Origin of the sequence: Ampullimonas aquatilis, assembly GCF_049675895.1 — a bacterium.
Taxonomy (GTDB): Bacteria; Pseudomonadota; Gammaproteobacteria; order Burkholderiales; family Burkholderiaceae_D; genus Ampullimonas; species Ampullimonas aquatilis.
The window spans coordinates 2,966,555-2,992,609 of sequence record NZ_CP183834.1 but is presented as its reverse complement, the minus strand read 5'-3'; the positions used below and the strand labels follow the sequence as shown (position 1 = coordinate 2,992,609).

At 52.0% G+C, this 26,055-nt stretch carries 17 protein-coding genes; 11 read left to right on the top strand and 6 right to left on the bottom strand.

The window, feature by feature from the left end:
- Positions 1-56: 56 nt before the first annotated feature.
- From ACMYR3_RS13910 to ACMYR3_RS13895, 4 genes are all read left to right on the top strand, one after another.
- Positions 57-5,261, top strand: a complete 5,205-nt coding sequence (locus ACMYR3_RS13910) for an MG2 domain-containing protein (protein ID WP_424192534.1) — start codon at positions 57-59, stop codon at positions 5,259-5,261.
- 697 nt (positions 5,262-5,958) lie between these two features.
- The gene (locus ACMYR3_RS13905) at positions 5,959-7,104 is read left to right on the top strand and encodes a Fic family protein (protein ID WP_424192533.1); all 1,146 of its coding nucleotides are present in this window, start codon (positions 5,959-5,961) and stop codon (positions 7,102-7,104) included.
- Positions 7,094-7,810, top strand: coding sequence for a hypothetical protein (locus ACMYR3_RS13900; RefSeq protein ID WP_424192532.1), 717 nt, complete (start codon positions 7,094-7,096; stop codon positions 7,808-7,810). The genes ACMYR3_RS13905 and ACMYR3_RS13900 overlap by 11 nt, the downstream gene beginning before the upstream one ends.
- Before the next feature lie 43 nt (positions 7,811-7,853).
- Complete coding sequence (locus tag ACMYR3_RS13895; protein ID WP_424192531.1) at positions 7,854-10,679, top strand: penicillin-binding protein 1C; 2,826 nt, start codon at positions 7,854-7,856, stop codon at positions 10,677-10,679.
- A gap of 256 nt (positions 10,680-10,935) precedes the next feature.
- On the opposite strand, the gene proC is transcribed toward ACMYR3_RS13895, so the two are convergent.
- Positions 10,936-11,745 carry a pyrroline-5-carboxylate reductase gene (gene proC, locus ACMYR3_RS13890; protein ID WP_424196521.1) on the bottom strand — a complete coding sequence of 270 codons (810 nt, stop codon included), beginning with the start codon at positions 11,743-11,745 and terminating at the stop codon, positions 10,936-10,938.
- A 383-nt stretch (positions 11,746-12,128) separates the two neighbouring features.
- Complete coding sequence (locus ACMYR3_RS13885) at positions 12,129-12,926, bottom strand: YggS family pyridoxal phosphate-dependent enzyme (protein ID WP_424196519.1); 798 nt, start codon at positions 12,924-12,926, stop codon at positions 12,129-12,131.
- Positions 12,927-13,124: 198 nt separating this feature from the next.
- On the opposite strand from ACMYR3_RS13885, the gene ACMYR3_RS13880 reads away from it, so the two are divergent.
- From ACMYR3_RS13880 to ACMYR3_RS13870, 3 genes are all read left to right on the top strand, one after another.
- Entirely contained in the window at positions 13,125-14,168 is a 1,044-nt protein-coding gene (locus tag ACMYR3_RS13880) for a type IV pilus twitching motility protein PilT (protein ID WP_424192530.1), read from the top strand.
- Positions 14,169-14,413: 245 nt separating this feature from the next.
- Positions 14,414-15,550 (top strand): PilT/PilU family type 4a pilus ATPase, encoded by a 1,137-nt coding sequence (locus tag ACMYR3_RS13875; RefSeq protein ID WP_424196517.1) that lies wholly within the window; start codon positions 14,414-14,416, stop codon positions 15,548-15,550.
- A gap of 170 nt (positions 15,551-15,720) precedes the next feature.
- Complete coding sequence (locus ACMYR3_RS13870; protein WP_424192529.1) at positions 15,721-16,224, top strand: glutathione peroxidase; 504 nt, start codon at positions 15,721-15,723, stop codon at positions 16,222-16,224.
- Positions 16,225-16,472: 248 nt separating this feature from the next.
- On the opposite strand, the gene secA is transcribed toward ACMYR3_RS13870, so the two are convergent.
- A complete protein-coding gene (gene secA, locus ACMYR3_RS13865; RefSeq protein WP_424192528.1) occupies positions 16,473-19,247 on the bottom strand; it encodes a preprotein translocase subunit SecA in 2,775 nt (924 codons plus the stop codon).
- Positions 19,248-19,569: 322 nt separating this feature from the next.
- Here secA and ACMYR3_RS13860 point away from each other — a divergent pair, with 322 nt between their 5' ends.
- From ACMYR3_RS13860 to ACMYR3_RS13850, 3 genes are all read left to right on the top strand, one after another.
- On the top strand, positions 19,570-20,016 hold the full coding sequence (locus ACMYR3_RS13860; protein ID WP_424192527.1) for a YybH family protein: 447 nt from the start codon (positions 19,570-19,572) through the stop codon (positions 20,014-20,016).
- A gap of 84 nt (positions 20,017-20,100) precedes the next feature.
- On the top strand, positions 20,101-21,081 hold the full coding sequence (locus ACMYR3_RS13855) for a hydrolase (RefSeq protein ID WP_424192526.1): 981 nt from the start codon (positions 20,101-20,103) through the stop codon (positions 21,079-21,081).
- On the top strand, positions 21,074-21,664 hold the full coding sequence (locus tag ACMYR3_RS13850) for a DUF2946 family protein (protein ID WP_424192525.1): 591 nt from the start codon (positions 21,074-21,076) through the stop codon (positions 21,662-21,664). Before ACMYR3_RS13855 ends, ACMYR3_RS13850 begins: the two co-directional genes overlap by 8 nt.
- A gap of 352 nt (positions 21,665-22,016) precedes the next feature.
- Here the strand turns inward: ACMYR3_RS13850 and ACMYR3_RS13845 are convergent, their stop codons facing one another.
- Complete coding sequence (locus tag ACMYR3_RS13845; protein WP_424192524.1) at positions 22,017-23,669, bottom strand: M48 family metalloprotease; 1,653 nt, start codon at positions 23,667-23,669, stop codon at positions 22,017-22,019.
- A 206-nt stretch (positions 23,670-23,875) separates the two neighbouring features.
- On the opposite strand from ACMYR3_RS13845, the gene moaC reads away from it, so the two are divergent.
- Positions 23,876-24,355, top strand: a complete 480-nt coding sequence (moaC, locus tag ACMYR3_RS13840; protein WP_424192523.1) for a cyclic pyranopterin monophosphate synthase MoaC — start codon at positions 23,876-23,878, stop codon at positions 24,353-24,355.
- Between the two features lie 73 nt (positions 24,356-24,428).
- Here moaC and tfpZ read toward each other — a convergent pair whose 3' ends face one another.
- On the bottom strand, positions 24,429-25,196 hold the full coding sequence (gene tfpZ, locus ACMYR3_RS13835; RefSeq protein ID WP_424192522.1) for a TfpX/TfpZ family type IV pilin accessory protein: 768 nt from the start codon (positions 25,194-25,196) through the stop codon (positions 24,429-24,431).
- 185 nt (positions 25,197-25,381) lie between these two features.
- On the bottom strand, positions 25,382-25,918 hold the full coding sequence (locus ACMYR3_RS13830; protein WP_424192521.1) for a pilin: 537 nt from the start codon (positions 25,916-25,918) through the stop codon (positions 25,382-25,384).
- Positions 25,919-26,055: the final 137 nt, after the last annotated feature.

Below are 26,055 nucleotides of genomic sequence, written 5' to 3'. Positions count from 1 at the left end.
TTTGTATTGCTTCAGTGCTATAAATAAGGTCTTTAAAAAATACAGGGGGACGGTATATGGGCAAGCGGATTGCGCTGGTAGCGCTTGTGCTGGTGTCAGTGCTGGTGGGGGGCTGGTTCTATAAAAATCAGCATCCGGCACGCCTCGAAACTGCTGATGTCGCCCAATCTGAACCCTTTGACTTTGTGGGTTGTCAGGCACGGTTGCTGGATGAGTCCCCGGCGCTGGCCATCAGTTTTACCCAGCCAATTGATCGCAGCCAAAACTTTGACAAGCTGATTACCGTCAGCGATGTCGGCGCCAGTCAGACCGATGATTCCGGCCAGCCGGTCAAGGTGGAAGGCGATTCACCTAAAAAAATCCTGCAAGGCAGCTGGGCCGTCGGCACCAATCCGCGCACGATTTATTTCCCTTACATCCTGCCTGAGCGTGCTTACCAGATTGAAATCAAGACGGATCTGCGCGCCAAAGATGGCAGCAAGTTGTCCGATACCCACACTTGCGATGTGGCCAGCGAAGCCATGGCACCTTCGTTCTTTTTTGCCAGCAAGGGCGTGGTATTGCCCGCCAAACAGAATGGTGGCTTGCCGATTGTCACCGTTAATACGCCCGAAGTGGATATTCAATTCCTGAAAGTGGAAGCCAGCCAATTACCCGCATTTTTGGCACGCGCGGCGGGTAATCGTCCCAAGGCCAAAAAGAATGCCGATGAAGACAACACTGATGATGCCGAGGGGGGTGGCGAAGGTGAGGGCTATGATGATTACTACAGCAATCGCAACCTTAAAGGCCAGATATCGGGCTATGAGCTGGACAATCTGCGCGAAATGGCCAAGAGTGTCTATCTGGGCCGCTTTAATACCGACGACAAAAAAAATCGCCGTCATGTGACCTTCATCCCGGTGGAAGACATCAAGGAATTGCAGGAGCCTGGCGTCTATGTGGCGGTGATGAACCAGCCCGGCAAATTTGCAGCGGATTATCAGGTCAGCTATTTTTATGTTAGCGATATTGGCCTGCATGCGCGTCGCTTTGCCAATCAGATTGATGCCTTTGCGACTTCACTCAAGAGCGGCAAGGCGCTCAGTGGCATTGATTTTGAATTGCTCGACGACAACGCCAAGGTGCTCAGCCGTGCTAAAAGTGATGGCGAAGGTCACGCCGTGTTTGCGGGTGCCAATGACAACGTCAGCGTGATTACCGCGCGTCACGGTAACGAGCTGTCGGTGATTGCGGTGCAGGACCCAGCGCTGGATTTGTCCGAGTTTGATATTGGCGGTTATCTGCCCAGCAATAACAAGCTGTTTGTCTATTCGGGGCGCGACCTGTATCGTCCTGGCGAAAAGTTTGACATTTCAGTGATTGCCCGTGATGCCGATGGCAAACCCCTCGCTGCCAGCGGCACACCCAACGCCGTGCCTTTGACTGCCGTCATCAAGCGCCCGGATGGTCGCACTGTGCAAACGGTGCTGCTCAAGCCCAAGGGCAATATGACGGGCTACTATCAACATACACTGGCTTTGCCTGCCGATGCGCAGACAGGCTCGTGGGCGCTGGAGGTGCGGGTTGATCCTGCTGCCAAGCAACCTGATAGCGTGTGGAAATTTTCGGTGGAAGAGTTTTTGCCTGAACGCATGAAAATGGATTTGCAAGCAAGCGCCGACAGCTTGAAGGGCTATGAAGGCCTGACCATTGCGGTGAAGGGTGATTATCTGTTTGGGGCGCCTGCAGCAGGCAATCGTCTGCTGGGTAGTGTGTTCAGCGAACGTGACCGCAATCCCGTCGCCAAGACCTGGCCGGGTTTTATTTTTGGTGATGTGGCCGACGATAATCAGCGTAACCGTCAGGATCTGGAAGAAACCGCGCTCAATGACGAAGGCAAGGCTGAGGTCACGGTGCCCGTTGCGTTTGATGGTCGTCATTCGCCAATGAAGTTGCGTACCAGTTTCAGCTTGCTGGAGTCGGGTGGTCGTCCGGTGGTGCGCTCGATCGAGCGGAGCTGGTGGCCAGCACCACAATTGATTGGTGTGCGCCCCCTGTTTGATAACGACACCAGCCGTGAAAACAATCTGGCCGAGTTTGAACTGATTCGTGTGGATATTCAGGGCAAGCTTGCTCCATTAAACGGTGCACAGTTACGGTTGTTCAATGAAGATCGTCGCTATTACTGGCGCTATGACGATCAGCGTGGCTGGCATTCGGGCTATACCGATGCCGATGAACTGATCGAGTCACGCATTCTCAAACTGGATAATCGTGTCAAGGTGGCCTTGCCGGTGAAGTATGGCCGTTACCGGCTGGATGTGACCGATCCCGAAACCAATCAGACCACGCGTTACCGTTTTTACGCTGGCTGGGGATCACGCGATGCCGAGGACGTCGGCAATCGTCCTGATCGCGTCCAGCTCAAGCTCGAACACGCACCTTACAAGGCGGGTGATCGTGCCCGTTTGACGATCACACCACCGCATGATGGTGAAGCACTCATCACGGTCGAGGGTGACAGGGTGCTGTACACCAAGCGCACCGATGTGAAGACAGCCGGCTCGACCGTGGATATTTATGTGGATGAAAAATGGAACCGTCATGATCTGTATATTTCGGTCGCGGTGTTTCGTCCGGGCAGTGCGGGTGATCGAGTCACGCCAGCCCGTGCCTTGGGTCTGATCCATTTGCCATTGGCACGCGATGATCGCAAACTCAAGGTGGTACTCAGCGCACCCGCCAAGGTGGAGCCGGAAAAACGCACGACTGTGAAGATCAAGGTGGATGGACTGGTCAATGATAAAAACAGTGCCTATGTCACGCTCTCGGCAGTCGATGTTGGGATTTTAAATATCACGAAGTTTGCCACGCCGGACCCACTGGACTTCTTCTTTGGCAAGCATCGGTATGGTGCCGATGTGATGGACATCTACGGCAAGCTGATCGAAAAAATGGACGGCACCCGCGGCAAGCTCAAGTGGGGTGGTGATGCCGGCATGCGCGACAGCAAGAGCATGCCGAAAAAGGTCAAGCTGGTGGATCTGTTTAGTGGCCCGGTCGCACTCAACGCCAATGGTGAAGCCGAGATTCCACTCGACATTCCCGACTTTAACGGCACATTGCGTTTGATGGCCGTTGCGCAAACCGCTGATCATTATGGCAACGCCGAAGCCGAGATGGTGGTTGCCGCCCCGATTGTGGCCGAGCTGAATTTGCCGCGCTTTATTTCGCCCGGCGATCAGGCCACCATCGCGCTGGATGTCACCAACTTGAGTGGCGCCACACAAGATATCAAGATTGATCTGTCGGCGAGTGGTTTGGCCAAAATTACCGAAGGCAGCAAGACCGTGAACCTGAAGGACAAACAGCGCAGCATCCTGCACTTTGGTATTGAAGCTACCGATGCCTATGGTCTGGCACCGCTCAAGCTGGGGATCTCGGCAGGCAAAATCAATATCCAGCGCGAAGCCTGGTTGCAGGTACAGCCGATCACCCCGCCAGAACGTGATATCAAACGCGTGCGGATTGAACCGAACGGTAGCTTCAAACTGGACCCGGCCTTGCTCGAACGTTTTTATGCCGGTTCGGCCAATGCCAGCATCAGCCTTTCCAACAAGCCACCACTTAATGTCCGCAACATCGTCAAGGGCTTGCTGGATTATCCTTATGGTTGCCTGGAACAGACCACCAGCGCGGCTTATCCGCATGTGTTCATTGATGAAGCCGGTGCCAAGGCGGTTGGTCTGGAACCGCGCACCTGGGAGCAGCGCGCCAGCTTTATTGAAGGTGCAATTAACCGGATTGCCGGTTATCAGCAGCCCCGTGGCGGCTTTACCCTGTGGGGGAATAGTGGCAATGTCAGTACCTATGAAGTCTGGATGACTGCTTATGTGATGGGCTTTTTGATGGATGCCAAGGACGCTGGATTCAATGTTCCCGATAGCATCACCAAGCGTGCCGGTGAGGCGATGCTGACGCAATTGCAGCAGGCACCCAACCAGTTTGGCACCTTGCCCGCCACGCTCAAAATCGATGGCAATGGCAACTATGATTATCGCGACTACGAACTGATCCGCAATCAGCATCAGCGCTTTGCCGAATCGGCACACATTGCCTACGTGTTGGCACGCCAGCAACAGGCGCCACTGTCCACTTTGCGCACCTTGTTTGATACCTATCGCGATCGTGCCAAGTCACCCTTGCCATTGATTCATCTGGGCATTGCCCTGCAGTTGATGGGTGATGAAGCGCGTGCCAAAACTGCCATTGATGAAGCGATGAACAAACCTTATGGCATCAATCGCAACAACTATTACTGGGGCGAATGGCTGGGTGATTATGGTTCGCAGGTGCGTGACCTGTCCTTGAGCTATGCCTTGCTGGTCAAGCACAAGATCAATCATCCCAAACGCGAAGTCATGCTCTTTAATGTGGCCGAAGTGATGGGCAATCGCGGTTACTACTCCACGCAAGAGCGGTTGGCCTTGTTCCTCGCTGCGCGTGCTGCCGGTGGCGACATCAAAAGTGGCGAGTGGACTGCCACCATCAACAGCAAAGACAAGGTCGATGGCATGAGCAGCAAAGGTACCGAGCTGCGCAGCTTGACTGCCGAGGCGGTGAAACAGGGTGTGGAAATTCATAGCAAGCATGGTGAGCCACTCTTTGTTGAAGTGGATATGCAGGGTTATCCAAGCAAGGCGCCGGCACCGCGCAATGACATCATCAATGTGGGGCGTGACTGGTTTGAAACCAGCGGTGATGCATATGCAGGTCGTCCCCTCAAGGTCGGTGATATGCTGATTGTGCGGGTGCGTGCCGAATCCAAACAGACCATTAACGATGGCATGATTGTGGATCGGATTCCGGCAGGTTTTGAAGTTGAAAATTTAAATATTTCTCAAGGTCCGCAGTCAAGCGAGTTTGTGATTGGTGGTGTTAACGTGGCCAGCGCGCTTTCCGATGCCCGTATCAAGCATGTGGAATATCGGGATGATCGCTACGTTGTGGCAGCAACTTTAGGCCAGCGTCTGGAAGTGTTCTATCAGGTGCGTGTGGTTACGCCAGGCAAATTTGTCGTGCCACCGACGTATGCCGAAGACATGTACCGTCCTGAGATTCGTGGTATTGGCGCGGGTAACACGACCATTGTCATTACCGATCGTAACGCCAAAAATGTGAGCAAACCAGCCGATAAAGCGGCTGACAAGGCTACCGATAAACCTGCTGAAAAAGCCGTAGATAAAGTTGCAACCAAGGCAGAAGCCAAGGTGCAATAACAACGGTGCAGCCATTCTTGATCATCGGGTGCACAAGATTCAGACAATCATTGCCTGAATCTTGTGCAAGCTTTGCGCGTTCGTCAGCCTGATGTCTATCCCTTCATTGTCTATCCAACTTCAGCGGCGCCTGATAATCTTGCCAACATGGTTGCAGCAATATCCATTCAAACGCTGGCATAAGTTGCTTGGTTGGTTTTTGTAAAGGCAAAAAAGCCATTCTGCAGTATCCTCAATATTGAGGTACACAAATTGTCAGGCTCGGTTTTATCGTACTGAGATTGGCTTGCTTCAAGCTTCAATCAATAAGCAATTTTATTTGGATTTGAAAATCTGAGTTTGGATATCTGACCAATATTTACTTGGGGTGATAAAGATTGGTGAAATGACTGAAACGGTCACGGCATGATGGCGTTTGAACTGGTTGAAGAGGCAAATCTGAAAGCCTGTCTGGAGCAAGAGTTTTCAACTGGAATTCACCAATGATCGTATGTCTTTTATCCTGTTTTTATTTTAAGAAGGATGGATCGTTTTCTTAAAATGAATATTATTTACTGTGAATGATGGCTGAATAATAAGTAATTTGGTTTGCCCAATTGAAAGTAATTTAAGATGGATTATATTTTACTTTTAATAAAAAAAGTAAAATATAATTGAATATATCTTACTTTGTTAGCCTTTATATAGGGCAGTTAACATGACTATTTATCTTGAGAAATTCACGGCCGGTCATTACAAAAAAGGTTATGAATACCGTTATTTCATGCCGACAACGATTAATGATGAATGGGTCTGGCAAACATCGCTCATCAATACTTTATTGGAAAAGGCTGCGGTCAGACTGGGTGAACTTAATTCTTATGCACGGCTTGTGCCTAATATCGATTTGTTCATTCAATTACATGTCACCAAAGAGGCGGTAGTTTCCAGTCGTATCGAGGGCACTCAAACCAATATGCAGCAGGCTATTTTGCCTGCCGCGGATATTGCTCCTGAATCCCGGAATGACTGGCAAGAAGTACAAAACTACATCCAGGCTCTGAATCAAGCGATTATCGCGCTGGAAACATTGCCCCTGTCGACTCGCTTGCTGAAAGAAACGCACGCTGTTTTGCTGGATAGTGTGCGAGGAGAGCACAAGTTGCCTGGGGAATTTCGTACTAGTCAAAACTGGATTGGTGGCAATAGCCTGGCGGATGCCACATTCATTCCTCCGCATCATCCTGTGGTCAATGATTTGATGGGTGATCTCGAAAAATTTCTGCACAACCGTGATATTCAAGTGCCTGCGTTGGTACGAATTGCCATTGCGCATTACCAGTTCGAAACCATTCATCCATTTTTGGATGGTAATGGACGGATCGGCCGTTTGCTGATCACTTTGTATCTGGTAAGTGAGGGTTTACTGGAAAAGCCTTTGCTGTACCTTTCCAGTTATTTTGAAAAAAACAAAAGCCTGTATTACGATAACCTGATGGTGGTGCGCAACAAGAGCGATATGCTGCAATGGCTTAAATACTTTCTGGTCGGCATTGAACAAACGGCCAGTTTGGCAGTTAAAACACTGTCTAAAATTCTGGAATTGAAAGCCCGGATAGAGTCCAATTTGCCCAGCTATTTTGGGCGACGCAGTATTAGTGCACAAGGCTTGCTCAATGCCTTGTTTCAGCACCCTGCCGTAACGGTTGAAGATGTCCAGACATATTGTGGGCTCAGCTATAAAGCTGCTAATGATCTGGTTGCCACCATGTGTCGGCACGAGATATTGCAAGAAATTACCGGGCAAAGTCGTAATCGGGTATTTATGTTCAGTGCCTATCTGGCGGTATTTAATGAAAAATAGGATCCTGATTGAACGATTGTTATTGGGTCTTTTTTCAATTCCCATATTGATTGGTTGTGATTCAAATACCAATAAGCCGACTTTTGGAATCACCTATTGCTTGCAATATGACGAATCGCGTGAGGGCCGCCAATGTATTAATAAAAAGAAATTGAAAATACCGTCTGCCTATTCGTTTGGACCGAGCCCTAATGGTTCTATTATTTATTTGGCTGGGGTCTACCCCAGCTTGAAGCCTTGGGATCTGGCCACAAAGGAAGAGCGTGGCGAAGAGGACTCCAATCAAATAGAAATCGATATACGTGGACTGGATCGTCGTCATGCCAAGGACATTGCCTTTTTAATACATTTAGACATCCTGGGTCTATCACATCAACCAAACCCACTATATGGTCTGGATTATTACAAGGGACAACAACAATTAAGAGGCAAAGGGATTCACTGGAAATTCTGGGAGGAGCCGGGACCGGATTTGTGGTTTTGGAATGAAATGTTTATTGCCGAATATCAAAAAAATGATCTTTATATGGACTGTACCCTTGGTAGTGAAGAAAGAGATAGCTTACTCACCGGTTGCACTACCTGGACATTCACACCATGGTCACTGGGTGTGAATTATCACTTTCGCCGGAAATATGCGCCGCAATGGCAAGAGATGAACCAGAAAGTTCTCGCACTCATTGAGTCATTTGTAGTTCAGGAGTGAACGATTCCTGCTTTGTCATGCCGCTTTTCCACAATATATTTGTATGTTGCGATCAAATAATTACCGTATTGTCTTAATCGCTTTCATTGCGATGTTTCTGAGCGTGCTGCTCATTGCCGTGCTCGACCGCACCTTTCCCCTGCATTTACCCAGGCCCGATGGTGGCATGGTGGTACTGGCCGAAGATGGTTCACCACTGCGCACTTATCCCAGCCGTGATGGCATCTGGCGGCAACCGGTGACACCGGAACAGGTATCACCGCTGTATTTGCAGGCCTTGCTCAATTATGAAGACCGCTGGTTTTACTGGCATCCGGGTGTCAATCCGGTGGCTTTGTTGCGTGCCGCCTGGCAATGGGTGCGCTATGGACATATTGTCTCGGGTGGTTCAACGCTGACCATGCAGGTGGCACGACGGCTGGATTGGACCACTGGCGCAGAGAATGCTGATGATGCGAAAGGGAGTGCACAGGCGCGCCGTTCTGCCCGTTCCCTGACGACCAAGTTGCGGCAGATTGCGCGTGCCCTGCAATTGGAGTGGCATTTGTCCAAGCGTGAAATTCTGATCCTGTATGTAAACCATGCGCCAATGGGCGGTATTGTGGAAGGGGTGGAAATGGCGAGCCGCGCCTATCTGGGCAAGTCGGCGCAGCAGTTGAGCCATGCCGATGTGGCCTTGCTGGCGTGTCTGCCGCAAGCACCGTCACGCCTGCGACCGGACCGTGCGCCACGTTTGGCGCAAGCCGCCCGCGACAAGGTGCTGGCACGCATGGTGACGCTCGGTGTGTGGGACGCTGCCACCGTGGCCGATGCACGGATCGAACGGGTGATTGCCCAGCCAATCCGCTCGCACTGGCTGGCACCGCTGGCTGCCGAGCGCTTACGGCAAACCTTGCGGGACAGTCTGCGCAAGACGGTACGTAAAGCTGCACCGCAAAATCTGCCAAAGCCGCGACCAGCTCAGCTTGATAAGACGAGCACTGCTCCGCCATTGCAGGCCAATATGAACGAACCTGCCGAGCAGCCAGTCAAGCAGCCTGTCGCAAACCTATTACCTGTAATTTCTGGAACGACCTCTGCTGCCACGGTTGCGACCACCTCAGTGGTGACCTCCAATACGGCGGCAGCCACAGCAACGGCAATGACGGAGCCTGTCATGTCATCATCGTTCCCCACGACGGCGCATCGCATCGTCGGTGGTGTCATCACCTTGCCCTCGACCTTGCATGCCGATATGCAAAGCGCGCTGGAACAATTGCTGGTGGATCGGCTGCAAAGTCTGCCACCGCATATTTCGATGGCGGCCTTGATCATGGATAACGAGAGTCTGGCGATTCGGGCTTATGCTGGCTCGGCTGATTTTTCTGATAACACCCGCTTTGCGCATGTGGACATGGTGCGCGGGGTGCGCTCGCCCGGTTCCACGCTCAAACCGTTTTTGTATGCGATGGCGCTCGATGAAGGGCTGATTCATTCGGAAAGCCTGCTCATGGATGTGCCGCAATCTTTTGCGGGTTATGCACCGGGTAATTTTCAGGCCAATTTTTCGGGGCCGGTGAGCGTCAGTGAAGCCTTGCAGCGCTCGCTCAATGTTCCTGCCGTTGATATGCTCGATCAGCTCGGGCCGATGCGCTTTGCGGCGCATTTGCGGGCGGGTGGTTTGCATCTGCGCTTGCCCAAGGGCAGCACACCCAATTTGAGTTTGATTTTAGGTGGTGCCGGTACCACGCTCGAAGAGCTGGTGGGCAGTTATCGGGCGCTGGCTTATGGTGGGGTGGCGGGCACGCCGCGCCTATCGCCTTCGGCACCCAAAATCGAAACCCGGCTGATGAGTGAAGGTGCTGCATTCATCATTCGCGATATTTTAGAGACCGGTGGTCGCCCCGATGCGCCATTTCAGGAAGGTCTGCATAAAGTCGCCTGGAAAACCGGCACCAGTTTTGGCTTCAGGGATGCCTGGGCGATTGGTGTGACCGATAACTACACTCTGGGCGTGTGGGTGGGTCGACCGGATGGCACACCCAATCCCGGGTTTTTTGGTGCCAATACGGCCGCACCTTTGCTGAAAGATTTGCTGGCGATTTTGCCGGTGGCCAATGGTCAGCATCATCAACAGCCGGCCAGCGTGCAGGCCGCCACCATTTGCTGGCCATTGGGCTTGCGGATTGAACAGACCACGTCAGAACATTGTCAGGCACGGCGCAGTGCCTGGCTGTTGCATGATACTGCGCCACCGACGCGACCCGACCGGCTGCGCGCAGGCAATGTGCTGGAAACCATCTGGCTGAATCCGGCAACTGGTTTGCGGGTGACGCCGCGTTGCATGACGGACAGAATAAAAACAGTGGTAACGCCAGGCAATGCCAGCGTGGTCAGTTTGGCCAAAGATCATTCAGCCAAAGACCGATTGATGAATGGCAACCTGTCAAATGCCAGCGTAGCAAACAGCAACATGAAAAACGACCCCGCAGCGACGACCGGCTTGCAGCAGCTCATTCTGGCACATTGGCCGATGCAGCTTGAGCCCTGGCTGGAACCAGCGCAGCTCAAGGCCAGTCGTGGGCCTGACTGGCAGGTGGGTTGTGCGCCTGATCAGCCCGGGCAGAGCTTGCGGATTGAAGGCGTTGATAGCAATAGTCTGATTCAACCCGCGCCTGGGCAAACCCGCGCTGTGCTCACCGTGCATGCGCTGGGCAGTCAGCAGTCGGTGGTGTGGCTGCTCAATGGGCAGCAGGTAGGCAGCACCGACAAACCGCAGGCGGCATTTAAATTGAGTCTGGAGAAGGATGATCGCTACACGCTGACCGCGCTGGATGAGCAGGGGCGCTATGCGCGGGTGGTGTTTAAGGTGAGTGGCTTGGGGCGTTAGCGTTTACATGCGCGTTTAAAATATACTCTCGTACTGTATTTATTAAAGTCTTTATATTACGCACTATATGGGTTAATTTAAGTGGATACTCCTTGAAAAAGAGATGAGTCGGCTTAAATGATTGCGTAAGGTAATGGCTGCCTAAGGGTGATCGCTACGCAAAATTTCGGTTTGCACGGACTAATTCAGACCGAATGTCGATTTAATGCCGACTCAATCGATTGGAAAGTCAGCTTGATGCCGACTTTTCTTATTTTCAATCCTTGCCCAATTCGTCACCCAGCTCACCGGCACGGTGGTTGGCAGCGTGAATGGCGGCCACAATATGTTCCTTGACCTGCTGGCTTTGCATATGGGTCAGCGCGGCAAAGGTGGTACCACCTTTGGAGGTGACTTTTTCGCGTAGCGTGCTGGCCGGTTCATCCGACATCGCCGCCAGTTTGGCCGCGCCGACAAAAGTACCAATGGCCAGGCTACGCCCAGCGGCTTCACTCAAACCCAGCTCGGCGGCGGCTTGCTGCATGGCTTCGATAAAGTAAAACACATAGGCCGGACCGCTCCCAGAGAGGGCGGTGATGGCGTCAATCTGATTTTCATCTTCTACCCAAACCACTTCACCAACGGCGTTCAACATGGCGGCTGCCCGTTCTTTTTCAGTGGTAGTGACCGCTGGCAAAGCGTACATGCCGGTGATACCCGCACCCACCAGGGCGGGCGTGTTGGGCATGGTGCGAATCAGCTTGTCGTAGCCACCCAGCCAACGCGCAATATCGGCCAGCCGAATGCCAGCAGCCACGCTCACGATCAACTGCTCTCGCACAAAAGGTTGCAGGGTCTGCAAGGCGGCGTGCAATTGCTGCGGCTTGACGGCCAGAACGATCACATCGGCTTTCAGCAACTCATCAGTACATTCGGCCAGTGCCTGCCAGCCACGTGCGGTGTGCTTTTCGCGTTGCGGCAGATAGGGCTCAACAATGGTGACGTGCGTGGTTGGCAGACCTTGTGCCAGCATGCCCTCAATCAGGGCGCTGGCCATATTGCCACCGCCGATAAAGGCGACTTGCAGAGTATCGAGGAGGGAGTCCATCATAGGAATTGTCGTTATAAAAATTGTTTTTTAGTGCAAGCAGGTCTCGCTACTTGCGGTGCCGTTTGCGCCATTATCGCGGAGAACCGGACAAAAATCTGCAGGCAATGATTGGCACCGCCAAGATGCCAAGATTGCTAAGAGAAACAAAACCCTTTCACCACAAAGACACAAAGAAACACAAAGCTCATTAAGAAAACAATGAGATTTAAACCAGTGCTAACGACGGAGTCTGGGGACAGAGTATTACTCTGTCCCCGTGACAAAACAGCGTTGTGCCAACAAGATTTACTTTGAGTCCTTAGTGTCTTTGTGGTGAAAGGATTTTCCTCGGCGTCTTGGCGGTTCCAACCATATAGCCTTTAAACACCGGCCGCATAACTGCGCTCACCAAAGATGGCACTACCCACGCGCACGATGGTGGCACCTTCCATCACAGCGGCTTCCAGATCGGAAGACATTCCCATGGAGAGTGTGTCCAGTGCTGGCTGGCCATGTTTGGCAAGGTGTTCAAGCAAGATGGGATTGGCATTGAGTTGCTGCAACAAAGCGCGCAAGTCGGCAAAGGGCTGGCGTTGTGCTTCCAGGGTTACCGCTGGTTCGGGAATGGCCATCAGGCCGCGTAGTTGCAGATTGGGCAGGGCGGCAACAGCTTGCGCCAAGGCCAGCGCCTCAGTTGGTATCACGCCCGATTTACTGGCTTCCCCGCTGATATTGACCTGTACACAAACCTGCAAAGGTGGCAGATTGGTGGGGCGCTGCGTCGACAGCCGCTCGGCAATCTTGAAGCGATTCACCGTATGCACCCAGTCAAAGTGTTCGGCAATGAGACGGGATTTATTACTTTGAATGGGGCCGATGAAGTGCCACGCCGGAGGGCAGAGCAGGGGCCCCGAGCGGGAGCTCGGGGATGCGACCCCGTAGGCGTGGGAGACGGTTGTGCTGTCGATCGGCACGGCCGTCGCAACGGCTTCCTGTCGCGCCAGCCAGTCACGAATCGCCAGTACCTTGGCTACGCCTTCCTGGACGTAATTTTCGCCAAAAGCGCTTTGCCCGGAGGCGATTGCCGCTTGCACTGCCTCGGCCGGGAAGGTTTTTGATACAGCTAGTAACAGAATAGTGGCAGGGTCACGACCAGCTATTGCGGCTGCCTGTGAAATTCTGCCTAATACGATTTGTAACTTGGTGGTTATATTGCTCAAGATGAAATGATCAGGGAAAAAACCAAAAAAGAGCGTCGCCAGAGCAACCATGCACGATGGTGAATAATCAGCAGGTGCAGTAACAATGAGCGACGACGAATAAGTAACCGGCCTGAATGGCCGTCCCAGCTTTGCCACATAAAGGATCAAGTATAAATGGACATTACCGAACTATTAGCGTTTAGCGTCAAGAACAAGGCATCCGACTTGCACTTGTCGGCTGGTTTGCCACCCATGATTCGGGTCAATGGTGATATTCGTCGTATCAACCTGCCCGCGCTGGGACACAAAGAAGTCCATGCGATGATTTATGACATCATGAACGATGGTCAGCGCAAGGCTTATGAAGATAATCTGGAGTGCGACTTTTCTTTCCCGATTCAGGGTCTGGCGCGGTTTCGGGTCAATGCCTTTGTGCATAACCGTGGCGCTGGTGCTGTATTGCGGACGATTCCTTCCAAAATTCTGTCACTTGAAGATCTGAACTGCCCCAAAGTGTTTGGCGAGCTGGCCATGAAACCACGTGGTCTGGTGCTGGTTACCGGGCCTACTGGTTCGGGTAAATCGACCACCCTGGCGGCGATGGTGAATCACCTCAATGAAAATGAATACAGCCATATTTTGACGATCGAAGATCCAATCGAATTTGTGCATGAATCGAAAAAAAGTCTGATCAACCAGCGTGAAGTGGGTCCGCATACCCTGTCATTCAACAATGCCTTGCGCTCGGCGCTGCGGGAAGATCCGGACGCAATTCTGGTGGGTGAGTTGCGAGACCTGGAGACCATTCGACTGGCGCTGACTGCGGCTGAAACCGGTCACCTGGTATTTGGCACCTTGCATACCAGCTCTGCCGCCAAGACCATCGACCGGATTGTGGACGTGTTTCCTGCGGCTGAAAAAGAAATGGTGCGAGCCATGTTGTCCGAAGCCTTGCAAGCGGTGATTTCACAAACGCTGATTAAAACCAAGGATGGCAATGGCCGGGTGGCGGCGCATGAAATTATGGTCGGTACGCCAGCGATTCGTAACCTGATTCGTGAAAACAAGATTGCCCAGATGTACTCGTCGATTCAAACGGGTTACCAGCTTGGTATGCAGACACTGGATCAGTGCCTGACCGAGCTGGTCAAACGTAGTGTCATATCGGTCGACGAAGCCCGTCAGAAAGCCAAGACACCGGAGAACTTCCCGGGTTAAAGGGGCCGAGCGGTTGAAAAACCAAAGGATTTACCACAAAGACGCAAAGGGCTCAAAGAAAAGCCAAATGAAAGGCGTGCGGTTTGACCACGAGGACGGCGATTCCTGGTCTATTTGATGTTGCTGCCGTATCAAGTAACGAAATTCTGAATGGGTGGTCGCTTTACTTGGTGTACTTTGTGCCTTTGTGGTGAAGATTTTTTGCCCTGTTAATAAACGAAATTCAAATTTTAAAGGTGGTAATGATGGAAAGAGAACAGGCATCGAAATTCATGTATGACCTGCTGCGTTTGATGCTCAGCAAAAAGGGTTCTGACTTGTTCATTACTGCCGATTTTCCACCGGCTTTCAAGATTGATGGCAAGATGACACCGGTTTCCAACCAGCCTTTGTCCTTGCAGCATACGGTCGAGCTGGCACGGGCGATCATGAATGATCGTCAGGCGGCCGAATTTGAAGCGACCAAGGAATGCAACTTTGCCATCAGTCCTACCTCAATTGGCCGGTTTCGGGTCAACGCTTTCATGCAGCAGGGGCGTGTGGGTATGGTGCTGCGAACCATCAATAGCGATATTCCCACTTTTGATGAACTCAAGTTGCCGCCAGTGCTCAAGGACGTGGCGATGACCAAGCGCGGTCTGGTGATCATGGTCGGTGCGACCGGTTCGGGCAAGTCGACCACACTGGCTGCGATGATCGGCTATCGCAATGACAATAGTTATGGCCATATCATCACGATTGAAGATCCGGTCGAATATGTTCATCCGCATAAAAACTGCATCATCACCCAGCGTGAAGTGGGTGTGGATACCGAGAGCTGGGCAGCAGCACTGAAAAACACGCTGCGTCAGGCGCCCGATGTGATCATGATTGGTGAGATTCGTGATCGCGAAACCATGGAACATGCGATTGCCTTTGCCGAAACCGGTCACTTGTGTCTGGCCACCTTGCACGCCAACAGTGCCAACCAGGCGCTGGATCGGATTCTCAACTTTTTCCCGGAAGATCGTCGTCAACAATTGCTGATGGACTTGTCGCTCAACTTGCGCGGCATGATTTCACAACGACTGGTGCCCAAGATGAATACCCGTGGCCGGGCAGCAGCGATTGAGGTGTTATTGAATACACCATTGATTGCCGACCTGATCTTCAAGGGTGAAGTGCATGAAATCAAGGAGTTGATGAAGCGCTCCCGTGAGCTGGGTATGCAGACCTTTGACCAGGCCCTGTTTGATTTGTATGAAGCCGATGAGATTTCCTATGAAGATGCGTTGCGTAACGCCGACTCGGTCAACGATTTGCGTTTGAATATCAAACTCAATAGTGCCAAGTCCAAAGACCGCGATCTGTCTTCCAATATCAAACACCTGGATATTGTTTAAGCAGACGAGTCGTTTTTTGTCAGGCTGTATTTAAACGCAAGTATCAATCAAAAGCGTGTCGCATGAGCGGCACGCTTTTTTGTTGGGGCTGGTTTTTCAATTTGTTTGAAGCAGCCGTAGCAACTGCAGCGCAACGTGGCACAATCTGGCCTTCCAATTAAGGAGCCGCCATGACCACACTCTACGACTTTACCGCCGACTCCCTGCAAGGCCAGCCTGTCAATCTGTCGGATTATCGCGGCAAGATTGTGCTGATCGTCAATGTTGCCAGCAAGTGCATCTTTACCCCGCAATACCGCAGTCTGGAAGGTTTTTTCAATCATTATGAAAACAAGGGCGTGGTGGTATTGGGCTTTCCCTGCAATCAGTTTGGTGAACAGGAACCTGGCAGTGCGGAAGAGATTGCCGAGTTTTGTTCGCTCAAATACGAGGTCACTTTTCCCATGTTTGCCAAGATTGACGTCAAGGGCGAGAACGCTCATCCCTTGTACCAATGGCTGACCAGGGAAAAGCCGGGTATTTTTGGCAGTGAGGCCATCAAATGGAATTTCACCAAGTTTTTGATCAAGCGTGACGGCAGCATTTTTAAACGTTACTCACCCACTACGACGCCGCAAGAAATCAATCAGGATGTCAACGCGCTGCTCGCGCAAGACCAATCCGCTGCGGTGTAATGGGCCGATTGCGTAGTGCAGGAGTGCTTCACTCAACCCGTTAAAGTACACAATGAAGCACTCAATCAATTACTTAATAAGAGCGGATACTCCCGTCAAAACGAGTTTTATTGATTAAAACCATCTGCTCAGGTAAATAAAATAGCCCCTTCCAGAGGGGCTATTTTATACGGGGCGGGGTATCCGTTTTTGCCCAACTCGAACCAAGATGGTCGGGCTGGGCGGCGCGATCGTGTTACCGTACTATGTCAGCTTAACTGGCCGTGACACTGCTTGTACTTTTTACCGCTGCCGCAAGGGCAAGGGTCGTTGCGACCCACCTTGGGCAAGGCGTTCACAATTGGTTGCTGTTTGGCGGGTTCATTATTGAGTTGGGGTGGCGCGAGCAAGTCTTCCGGGGCCACATTTTCATCAAACTCGGCATGTTGAAAGCTGACATTGGCGGGCACGCTATGATCCGCAATCTGTTCTTGCGCGGCTTCGAGTTGCTCGGGTGAGGCAACACGCACGGTCATGATGATCTTGGTGACTTCGGTTTTGACCAGTTCCAGCAATTGACCAAACAGTTCAAAGGCTTCGCGTTTGTATTCTTGCTTGGGGTTCTTTTGGGCATAGCCACGCAAATGAATACCCTGGCGCAGATGATCCAGTGCGGCCAGATGTTCACGCCAATGACCATCCAGACTTTGCAACATGACCGAGCGTTCAAAGCCGGCAAAGCCTTCCTTGCCCACCATGGCGAGCTTGTCTTCGTAGGTTTTATTGGCGTGTTCGAGCAGGGCGTCAAGCAGTTCATCATCGGTGATCTGCTTGTTTTCCTGTGCCAGCGCAGCCAGTGAAATGGTCAGTTGCCAGTCGTCACGCAAGACCTGATCCAGTGCCACCAGATCCCATTGTTCCTCAATGGAGTCAGCCGGTACATAGGTGCGGAACAGGTCGACAAAGACACCCTGGCGCAAGGCAGTAATGGTTTCGCTGATGTCGTCGGCTTCGAGCAGTTCATTGCGCTGCTGGTAAATGACCTTGCGCTGATCATTGGACACATCATCATATTCAAGCAGTTGTTTACGAATATCAAAGTTGCGCGCCTCGACCTTGCGCTGGGCAGATTCAATCGAACGCGTCACCAGACCCGATTCAATTGCTTCGCCTTCCGGCATCTTGAGGCGTTCCATGATGGCACGCACACGGTCGCCCGCAAAAATGCGCAACAGTGGATCATCCAGTGACAGATAAAAACGGGATGAACCCGGATCACCCTGACGACCGGCACGACCACGCAACTGGTTGTCGACGCGGCGGGATTCATGGCGTTCGGTACCCATGATGTGCAGACCACCGGCGACCAATACCTGATCATGCAAAGATTGCCATTCGTCCTGCAGTTTTTTGGCGCGCGCAGCTTTTTCTTCTTCAGGAATCGCTTCATCGGCGTTGATTAGCTCGATCTGTTTTTCCACATTGCCGCCCAGCACAATATCAGTACCACGACCGGCCATATTGGTGGCGATGGTGATCTGTTTGGGGCGACCCGCCTGGGCGATGATTTCCGCTTCACGCGCATGCTGCTTGGCGTTGAGCACATTATGCGGCAGCTTGGCTTTGGTGAGCAGGCCGGAGATCAACTCAGAATTTTCAATCGATGTTGTACCAACCAGCACTGGCTGACCGCGGCTGTAGCAGTCGCTGATATCGGTCAGCATGGCCTGATATTTTTCCTGCGCGGTCTTGTATACCTGGTCTTGCTTGTCGGTCCGTTTGCTGATGCGGTTGGGTGGAATCACCACGGTTTCCAGCGTGTAGATTTGCTGGAATTCAAACGCTTCGGTATCGGCCGTACCGGTCATGCCGGCCAGCTTGTTGTACATCCGGAAATAGTTCTGGAAGGTGATGGAGGCCAGCGTCTGGTTTTCGTTCTGGATCTTCACACCTTCTTTGGCTTCAACCGCCTGATGCAGACCATCAGACCAGCGACGCCCATTCATCAGGCGGCCGGTGAATTCATCGACGATGATGACTTCACCGTTTTGCACCACGTATTGCTGGTCCTTGTGATACAGCGAATGCGCGCGCAAGGCAGCATACAGATGATGCACCAGGGTGATGTTGGCGGGGTCGTACAAAGAGGCGTTTTCAGGCAGGAGGCCCATGTCGGTGAGAATGCGCTCGGCCTTTTCATGACCGGCTTCCGTCAACAAGACCTGATGACCCTTTTCATCGACGGTGTAATCGCCGGGTTTTTCCACGCCCGTGCCATCGGCCTGTTCTTCGCCAATCTGCTGATCCAGCAGCGGTGGCACCGCGTTGATGCGCACATACATTTCGGTATGGTCTTCGGCCTGGCCAGAGATGATCAGCGGCGTGCGGGCTTCGTCAATCAGGATCGAATCCACCTCATCGACAATGGCAAAATTGAGCGGGCGCTGAACACGTTCACGCTGCTCATAGACCATATTGTCACGCAGGTAGTCAAAGCCGTATTCGTTATTGGTACCGTAGGTAATGTCGGCAGCATAAGCGGCCTGTTTAACCGGATGCGCCATGTGCGACAGGTTGATGCCGATCGACAGACCGAGCCATTGATACAGACGGCCCATCCACTCGGCATCGCGCTGGGCGAGGTAATCATTCACCGTCACCACATGCACACCCTTGCCGGTTAAGGCATTGAGGTAGACGGGCAGTGTACCGGTCAGGGTTTTTCCTTCACCGGTGCGCATCTCGGCAATCTTGCCGTCGTGCAAGACCATGCCGCCAATCAGCTGCACATCAAAGTGGCGCATCTTGAAAACCCGTTTACTGGCTTCGCGACAAACGGCAAAGGCTTCGGCAAGCAAGTCGTCGAGGGTTTCACCTTTGGTCAGGCGTTCTTTGAATTCGACTGTTTTGGCTTTAAGCTGTTCGTCAGAAAGTTTTTCCAGGCCAGGTTCCAGCGCGTTGATCGTGTTAACTTTTTTCTGATACTGCTTGAGCAGACGCTGGTTGCGACTACCAAAAACCGAGGTGAGCAAGCCTGAGAGCATGTGTATGGGCCAATAAAAAAGGTGATTCGGCAATTGCCAACCCAGACCTTTGCAAGCAAACGGAGTTCCTCCTGATTGGCTTGCAAGTGGTCAAGGCTAAAAACGGGTTGAGTTTGAGACAGATCGTGCGACAACGCGTGTGACAAATCTGCACCAAAGACAGCCCGCTAAAGTAACCGATGATTTTAACATGGGGATGACAGTCTTTTTTTATCTCTGTGATCCCGTCAGACTGTCTTCTATGGGGGCTAACCGTTAGAATTCAAGAGTCGAAATATTTGCGCTAGCAAATTGTTGGTCTAATTTGTCAAAAGGGTTCGTCATGCCAAGTGTGCACCGTTTGTTTGGAAGTGCCGAAGAAGTTGAAACCGCGTTTTATGAGGCGCTCGCCAAGGGTGATATTCAGGCTCTGATGGATTTGTGGGCAGATGAAGAAGAAGTCGTCTGTATTCATCCCAATGGTGGTCGTCTGGTGGGTTTGACGGCAATTCGCCAGTCATATGAGGAAATCTTCAGTCTGGGTGTTTTGCCAATGACTTTGGGCGAGGTGCGGGTCCTCAACACGCTGACCAATTCAATCCATCATGTGATTGAGTTATTGCATCTGCCGGGCACCGATAAACAGCAGCAGATGAATGCGGCCGTCATGGCCACCAATGTCTATATCAAATATCCGCAAGGCTGGCGCATGGTGCTGCATCATGCCTCGCCATTGGCCGAGTGGCAGACCAGCGGGATCAGCAATGACCGCCCGGATACCTTGCATTGATGGGATTGCGTTTTTGTCAACCTGGTTGCTTGTCATGAAAATTACGCTCACCAATCGGTGGGTGGATCTGTGCATCAAAGCCAGATGAGCGAATTTCACGGTAGCAACTGGTTGGCCAGTGCCCATGCCCAAACCATTTATCCGGCGCTGCTGGGGCGCAGCCGGTTTCCCAGGCCAACGTATCGGCGCGAACGCTGGAGTACGCCCGATGATGATTTTATTGACGTCGACTGGTTGCTCAATAATCAGCATATTGGTCGAGCCAAACCTTTGGTGGTGATGTTTCATGGTCTGGAAGGCAGTTCGCAAAGTCATTATGCACGCGCCTTGATGGGTGCGGTGATTCAGCTCGGCTGGCGCGGTGCCGTGCCACATTTTCGGGGCTGTTCCGGTGAGCCCAATCAGGCACCACGCTTTTACCATTCGGGCGATTCGACCGAAATTGCCTGGATCCTCAAAAAATTTCGGGCTGAACATGCGGGACCGCTCTTTGTGGTAGGTATTTCACTGGGCGGCAATGCGTTGGTGCGTTTTTTGGGCGAAGAAGGTGAGCGCGCCAATTTGGTTGATGCGGCGGCGATTGTCTCTGCACCGCTTGATCTGGCTGCGGGCGGTAAGGCACTCTCGCAGGGTTTTAACATGTTCTACACGCGCATGTTTTTGCGCACCCTCAAGCGCAAGTGCCTGCACAAGCTGCAGCATTTTCCGGATTTGTTTGATCGTCAGATCATGTTGCAAAGCCGAGATTTGTACGAATTTGACAATGTGGTCACCGCACCCTTGCATGGCTATCGCAGCACCGACGATTATTGGCATCGTGCTTCCGGCAAGCATGTGCTCAAGGGCATCACCCAACCGACGCTGATCATCAATGCCCGCAATGATCCTTTTTTGCCCGCACAGGTACTGCCCAGGCAGGCCGATGTGAGTGCCGCAGTGACGTTGGAACAGCCTGAGCAGGGTGGCCATGTGGGGTTTTTATCGGGTAGTTGGCCGGGTTCGATCGACTGGTTGCCAGTACGGGTACTGAAGTTTTTCAAGGCACAGAGGCGTGAGCATGGATGAACAGGTTTTACAGGCTTTACGCAAATGGCCCAATGTGCCAGCCTGTTTTGGCTGGCTGGCGCTGGATGCGCGCGGCCAGTGGCGCATGCGTGATGCCGCCGCGCAAGCAGCAGGGCTGCCCGGTGATGTGATTCGCCATGAAGCACTGAATGGTTTCATCAACCGCAATTACGCGCAGGAATTGGCTGGCCCTTATGCCGGTGCCTGGTTTTTTCAGAATGGCCCGCAAAAAGTCTATGTGGATTTGGCCTATGCGCCGTGGGTCTTGCGCTGGCATGCTGTCAGCGCAACGCCGTTGACTACGCATACCGGCCTGGTGGCGACAGCGCAAGCGGCCTGGCTGGATGAATCGGGTAATTTGTTGCTGCAGACCGAGCATGGCGTGGGCTTGCTGCATGATCTGGATTTGGTGATGCTGGCCGATTATCTGGTGCCGATTGAGGGTGAGAATCAAGCGGCGCCCAAGGTAATGACCAACCTGCCTGCGTGGAGGCTGCATTTGCCTGACCAAACACTCACGGTGCAGACGCTGCAACGCGCCCAGGCCGCTGCACAATTTGGCTGGCTCAATCAGCCGCGTTAAGTTGGGTTTGAATTAACTGATTTGAACCGCCAAGACGCCAAGTGCGCCAAGGAAAAACCCATGCTTTTCACCACGAAGACACAAAGAGCACCAAGAAAAATCTTGTGTGAGTAGTGTCAGTAAAGCCTGCGCAGTCTGGAGACAGCGTATTCCTTTGTCCCCGTGTATCAACAGCACTGCTCAGGCAAAATGATAGGGACGGCTCTTTCTTCGTGTCCTTTGTGTCTTTGTGGCAAGTGCTTTGACCTTCAAGGTTCTTTTTGGCGCGCTTGGCATCTTGGCGGTTTAATGTATTTTTATACTTCCCTATAGTAAAAAAATAGAAGCAATAAATACGCACCTAATGGGTTAATTAATGGTGATGCTCCAGGAGAGTATTGCTGTTTTCAGCAATATTTCGGCGATTATTGCCACGTTCTGCGAGTTCTTCCCGAGCCTTGTTTTGCACTTCTTTGTAGCGCGAATCGATGATCGACATATCGTAAAAGTCGGCATCATTGACGCGTCGCGCATTTTCCAGCAGCTGCACCGCACCCAGGGTTTGCCCTTTGAGCATGGCGCTTTCCGCTGATGCCGCCATTTGCAGCGAACGCTTATGCAGAGCGTCATAACTGGTGGCGAGCAAATCCCATAGCGCACCTTCCTGGCGATAGAGTTGCACCTGATCGCGCAAATACGCCACCGCTTCGGCATGCCGATCGGCTTTTTGCAAAGCCCTGGCGTAATCCAGGCTCAAGGCACGAGATAGCGGAAACTGGCGGCGCGCATTTTCAGCCAGTTTGACAGCGTCATTAGCGCGGTTGTCCTGCATGGCAATTTCAATCCCCAGCTCTTCGAGTACGGGGCTGCTGCGTTTGGCAATTTGCTTGAGCCGATTTTGCAGGTCGGGCAGGGCGGCTTTGGCCACGGCCACCCGGTTGTCGCGCAAATCCAGCAGGGCGATGCCATACCGTACACCGAGTTCGTCATTGGGGCTCAAATTGCTGCGCTTGAGTTGGTTGTCAAAATAATTGCGTGCATCAAGCTGGGTTTGTACCGACACGGTTTGCAGCACGCGAGCTCGTGCCTTGAGCAGAACAAATTCGGGTGAGTCGGTATAAGGTTTGCCACGGGCATTGCGGGCGCGGTTTTGAATGTCGGCAATCCGTTCGGTGGTCAGCGGGTGGGTGCGCAGGTAAACCGGGGCGGCGCTGTCATAAGCTCGCGTGGCATTTTGCAGGCGCGTGAAAAAGCCGGGCATGCCATTGACGTCATAACCGGCATCGCGCAGTAATTGAAACCCAACCCGGTCAGCTTCGCGTTCGGCATCGCGGCTGAAGTTGAGTTGCTTTTGCAGCGCGGCTGCCTGACCGGTCAAAGCGCCACCAATTGCGGCATCCGGATTGGAACGGGCGGCGAGCAGAGCCAGAATCAGTGCCGCAATCGCAATCGGGCTGGTCTGTTTTTGCAGGCCGAGTTGGCGCGCCAAATGGCGTTGCAAGACGTGGCCACATTCGTGAGCCAATACCGAAGCCAGTTCGGATTCAGTTTGTGCCGCCACCAACAGACCCGTGTTGACGCCAATAAAACCGCCGGGCATGGCAAAGGCGTTGATATTGGTATCACGCACACCAAACAGTTCAAAGTCGGACGCACCCAGACCAATATCGCTGACGCGGGCAGCCGATAACAACTGGTAGGCAAAGCCATTGAGGTAGTCAGTGAGTAAACCGTCGTCGATGTAATCCGGGTCTTGCCGGATCTGCTGCATGGCCTGTACACCAATGCGCCGTTCAGCCGCAGGCGACAAGTCTTCACTGGCGGCATCTCCTAAAGTAGGTAGCTCAATATTGTCAGGCCGATTGATAATAACTTCGGACGGACTGCTTTGCGCCAGCAACAGTGGACTATTCCAGCTCAACAACAAACTGACCAGCAGCGGTTTGACCAGTCTGTGGAAGACTGGCTGCTTACCTGATAAGGCCGATGTAGAAAGTGAGTGTGGAGTGCAAAAATGTCTTGGCATGAAGGATGAACTTAAAAAAAGCGGCTCAAAAAACGGTATTGTCAGTAGCAAAAATGGCTTCAGTATGAGAGCACTTTGCAGGATTAACGAAGTAGTGACTGCCTGTTATGATAACCGCCTTGCCGAATAGTTCGGTCGGTGGTTGTTTGAACCCGTTCAATCGCTAATTTGAATTTAGTTTTGAAACCCTTTTGATTGAATAGTTTATGTCGCAATTAACGCATTTTGATTCACAAGGCCAGGCGCAGATGGTCGATATCAGCCAAAAAGTGGCGACTCACCGGATTGCGGTTGCCGTTGGTGAGATTGTCATGCAACCCGCGACACTGGCCTTGATTGTTGCGGGGCAGGCCAAAAAAGGAGATGTGCTGGGCGTGGCACGGATTGCTGCCATCATGGCCAGTAAAAGAACGGCTGATCTGATTCCCCTATGCCATCCCTTGGCTCTGAGCAAGGTTTCGGTCGAGTTTGTGGTGGAAGCCGATAGGCACACAGTGGTTTGCATGGTACAGGCAGAAACCACCGGCCAGACCGGGGTTGAAATGGAAGCACTCACCGCCGTGCAAGTCGGCCTATTGACGATTTACGATATGTGCAAGGCCGTTGATCGGGGCATGGTGATGGGTAATGTCCGCCTGCTGGAAAAGCATGGTGGCAAGAGCGGTAGCTGGACGGCGGGTGCTTGAGTTGCTTAGTCTAAAGCACTCGTGACATTTTGACTCCTCTATCAATCCCGCCTGGATTGGCCGGATAGCTTTCTTAATTCCAGGATTTCAAATCCACAATTTCCAATAAATGGGCATCACGCTTATCGATCAAGGCCGTCATGTAGTAGTTTTTGACTTTGATAATCAGCACACGAATCTGCTCTTCCGGTATGTTGGTTTTGGTCAAGGCTTTTTGCAGCTTGTCCAATTGATCAGGATTTTTTTCACGCACGACTGAAAGATCAAGGCTGTGATCAATGGCTGCCTGTTTGACGTCTGCATAATCTAGGTAATATTTGGGTAGTTGGGGTAAGTCTTTGCCACCGTCCAGAGATGAAAGTGTTAGCTTGTTACGCTCATCCGGGTCGCTTGGTGCAATTGCAGCGACTAATTTGGGGCCAAAGAAGGACAGCTTTTGATATTCAGGTTTGGCTGTTTTGATATCTTCTTCATCTAAATCATTGGCGGCGACGACATCAAAACGGTCGACGTTATAAACAATATACGCCGGGCGACCATCAAAGACGGTGGACATGCCATAGATGAGTGCGGCGATCTGAATCAACCCGATCACGGCGAAATCACTGATTCGTTCACGCAATCCTTTTTTGGGAGAGGCCACAATCAAGGTCAAGAGTGGGCCGAGCGTGACATCAACGCCCAGGACGATCCAGTAAATTTTGGTGACACTCGTCAATTTGGCCAATACGCCTGGATACCAGACCATAAAAACTAAAGCAGCGCTGACGATAGCAATTCCCAGACTGATCAAGAAATGAGCTGTGGCGAAGCGAATGGCAAAACGTAAGCGGTTTTTCATGGTGAGTCAGTAGGTGGTGTAATGAGCAGGATCAGTTGAAAATTTTAGCCTGATTTTTATTAAGATGGAAAGTGCCTGAATGATGCTGTGAATTGATCCAGTTTATTAGCCCATGGCAAAGCAAATTTTGTTAAGCATCAAATAAAAAAGCCGCCCGAAGGCGGCTTTTAAGTTAACCAGCCGGATTAGTAGCGGCAGTTAGCTGGAACCAATTGAGCATTACCAATCGCGTTGATATGGCAACCCCAAACGATTGGGGATGCTGCCTGCATGGCACCTGCAGGCAAACCTGTAGTCGTACTCAGAACACCTGAACCAGGACGAATCAGAACATGTAGTGGGGATGTTGGAGCAGGAATTGCAGTTGTGTAAGTAATGTCAATTTCGCCGTTACCTGCAGCAGGTGTGGCGGCAGTAGCAGCAATGGCGATGGATGCAACATCACGAGTACCACCACCAGCAGCTAAAGCAAATTGGTAGCCATATGAGCCGGCAACAGGCGCGCCAGTACCAGCATAAGCGGCAACAGCGAGGCCGGCAGAGCTGCTCATTGTATCGGCGACAGCTGCTTTAGCAGCAGCAGCCAGATTCAGGCCTTCTGTCACACGGGCACGCAGTGTGTAGTTTTGGTAGGCAGGAATAGCAACAGCGGCCAGGATACCGATAATTGCAACAACGATCATCAATTCAATGAGGGTAAAACCTTTTTGTACTCGTTTCATCTGTATTCTCCAGTTGAGCGGGCCAGACCATCTGTCCCATGCCTTACCTATTGCGAGCAGCGTGCCCGTTTGTGCCAGTCATGCCCAAAGTGGTGATTTGCGTTTGAATTTTGTGACTTTGTTCTCAGGAAAAGCTG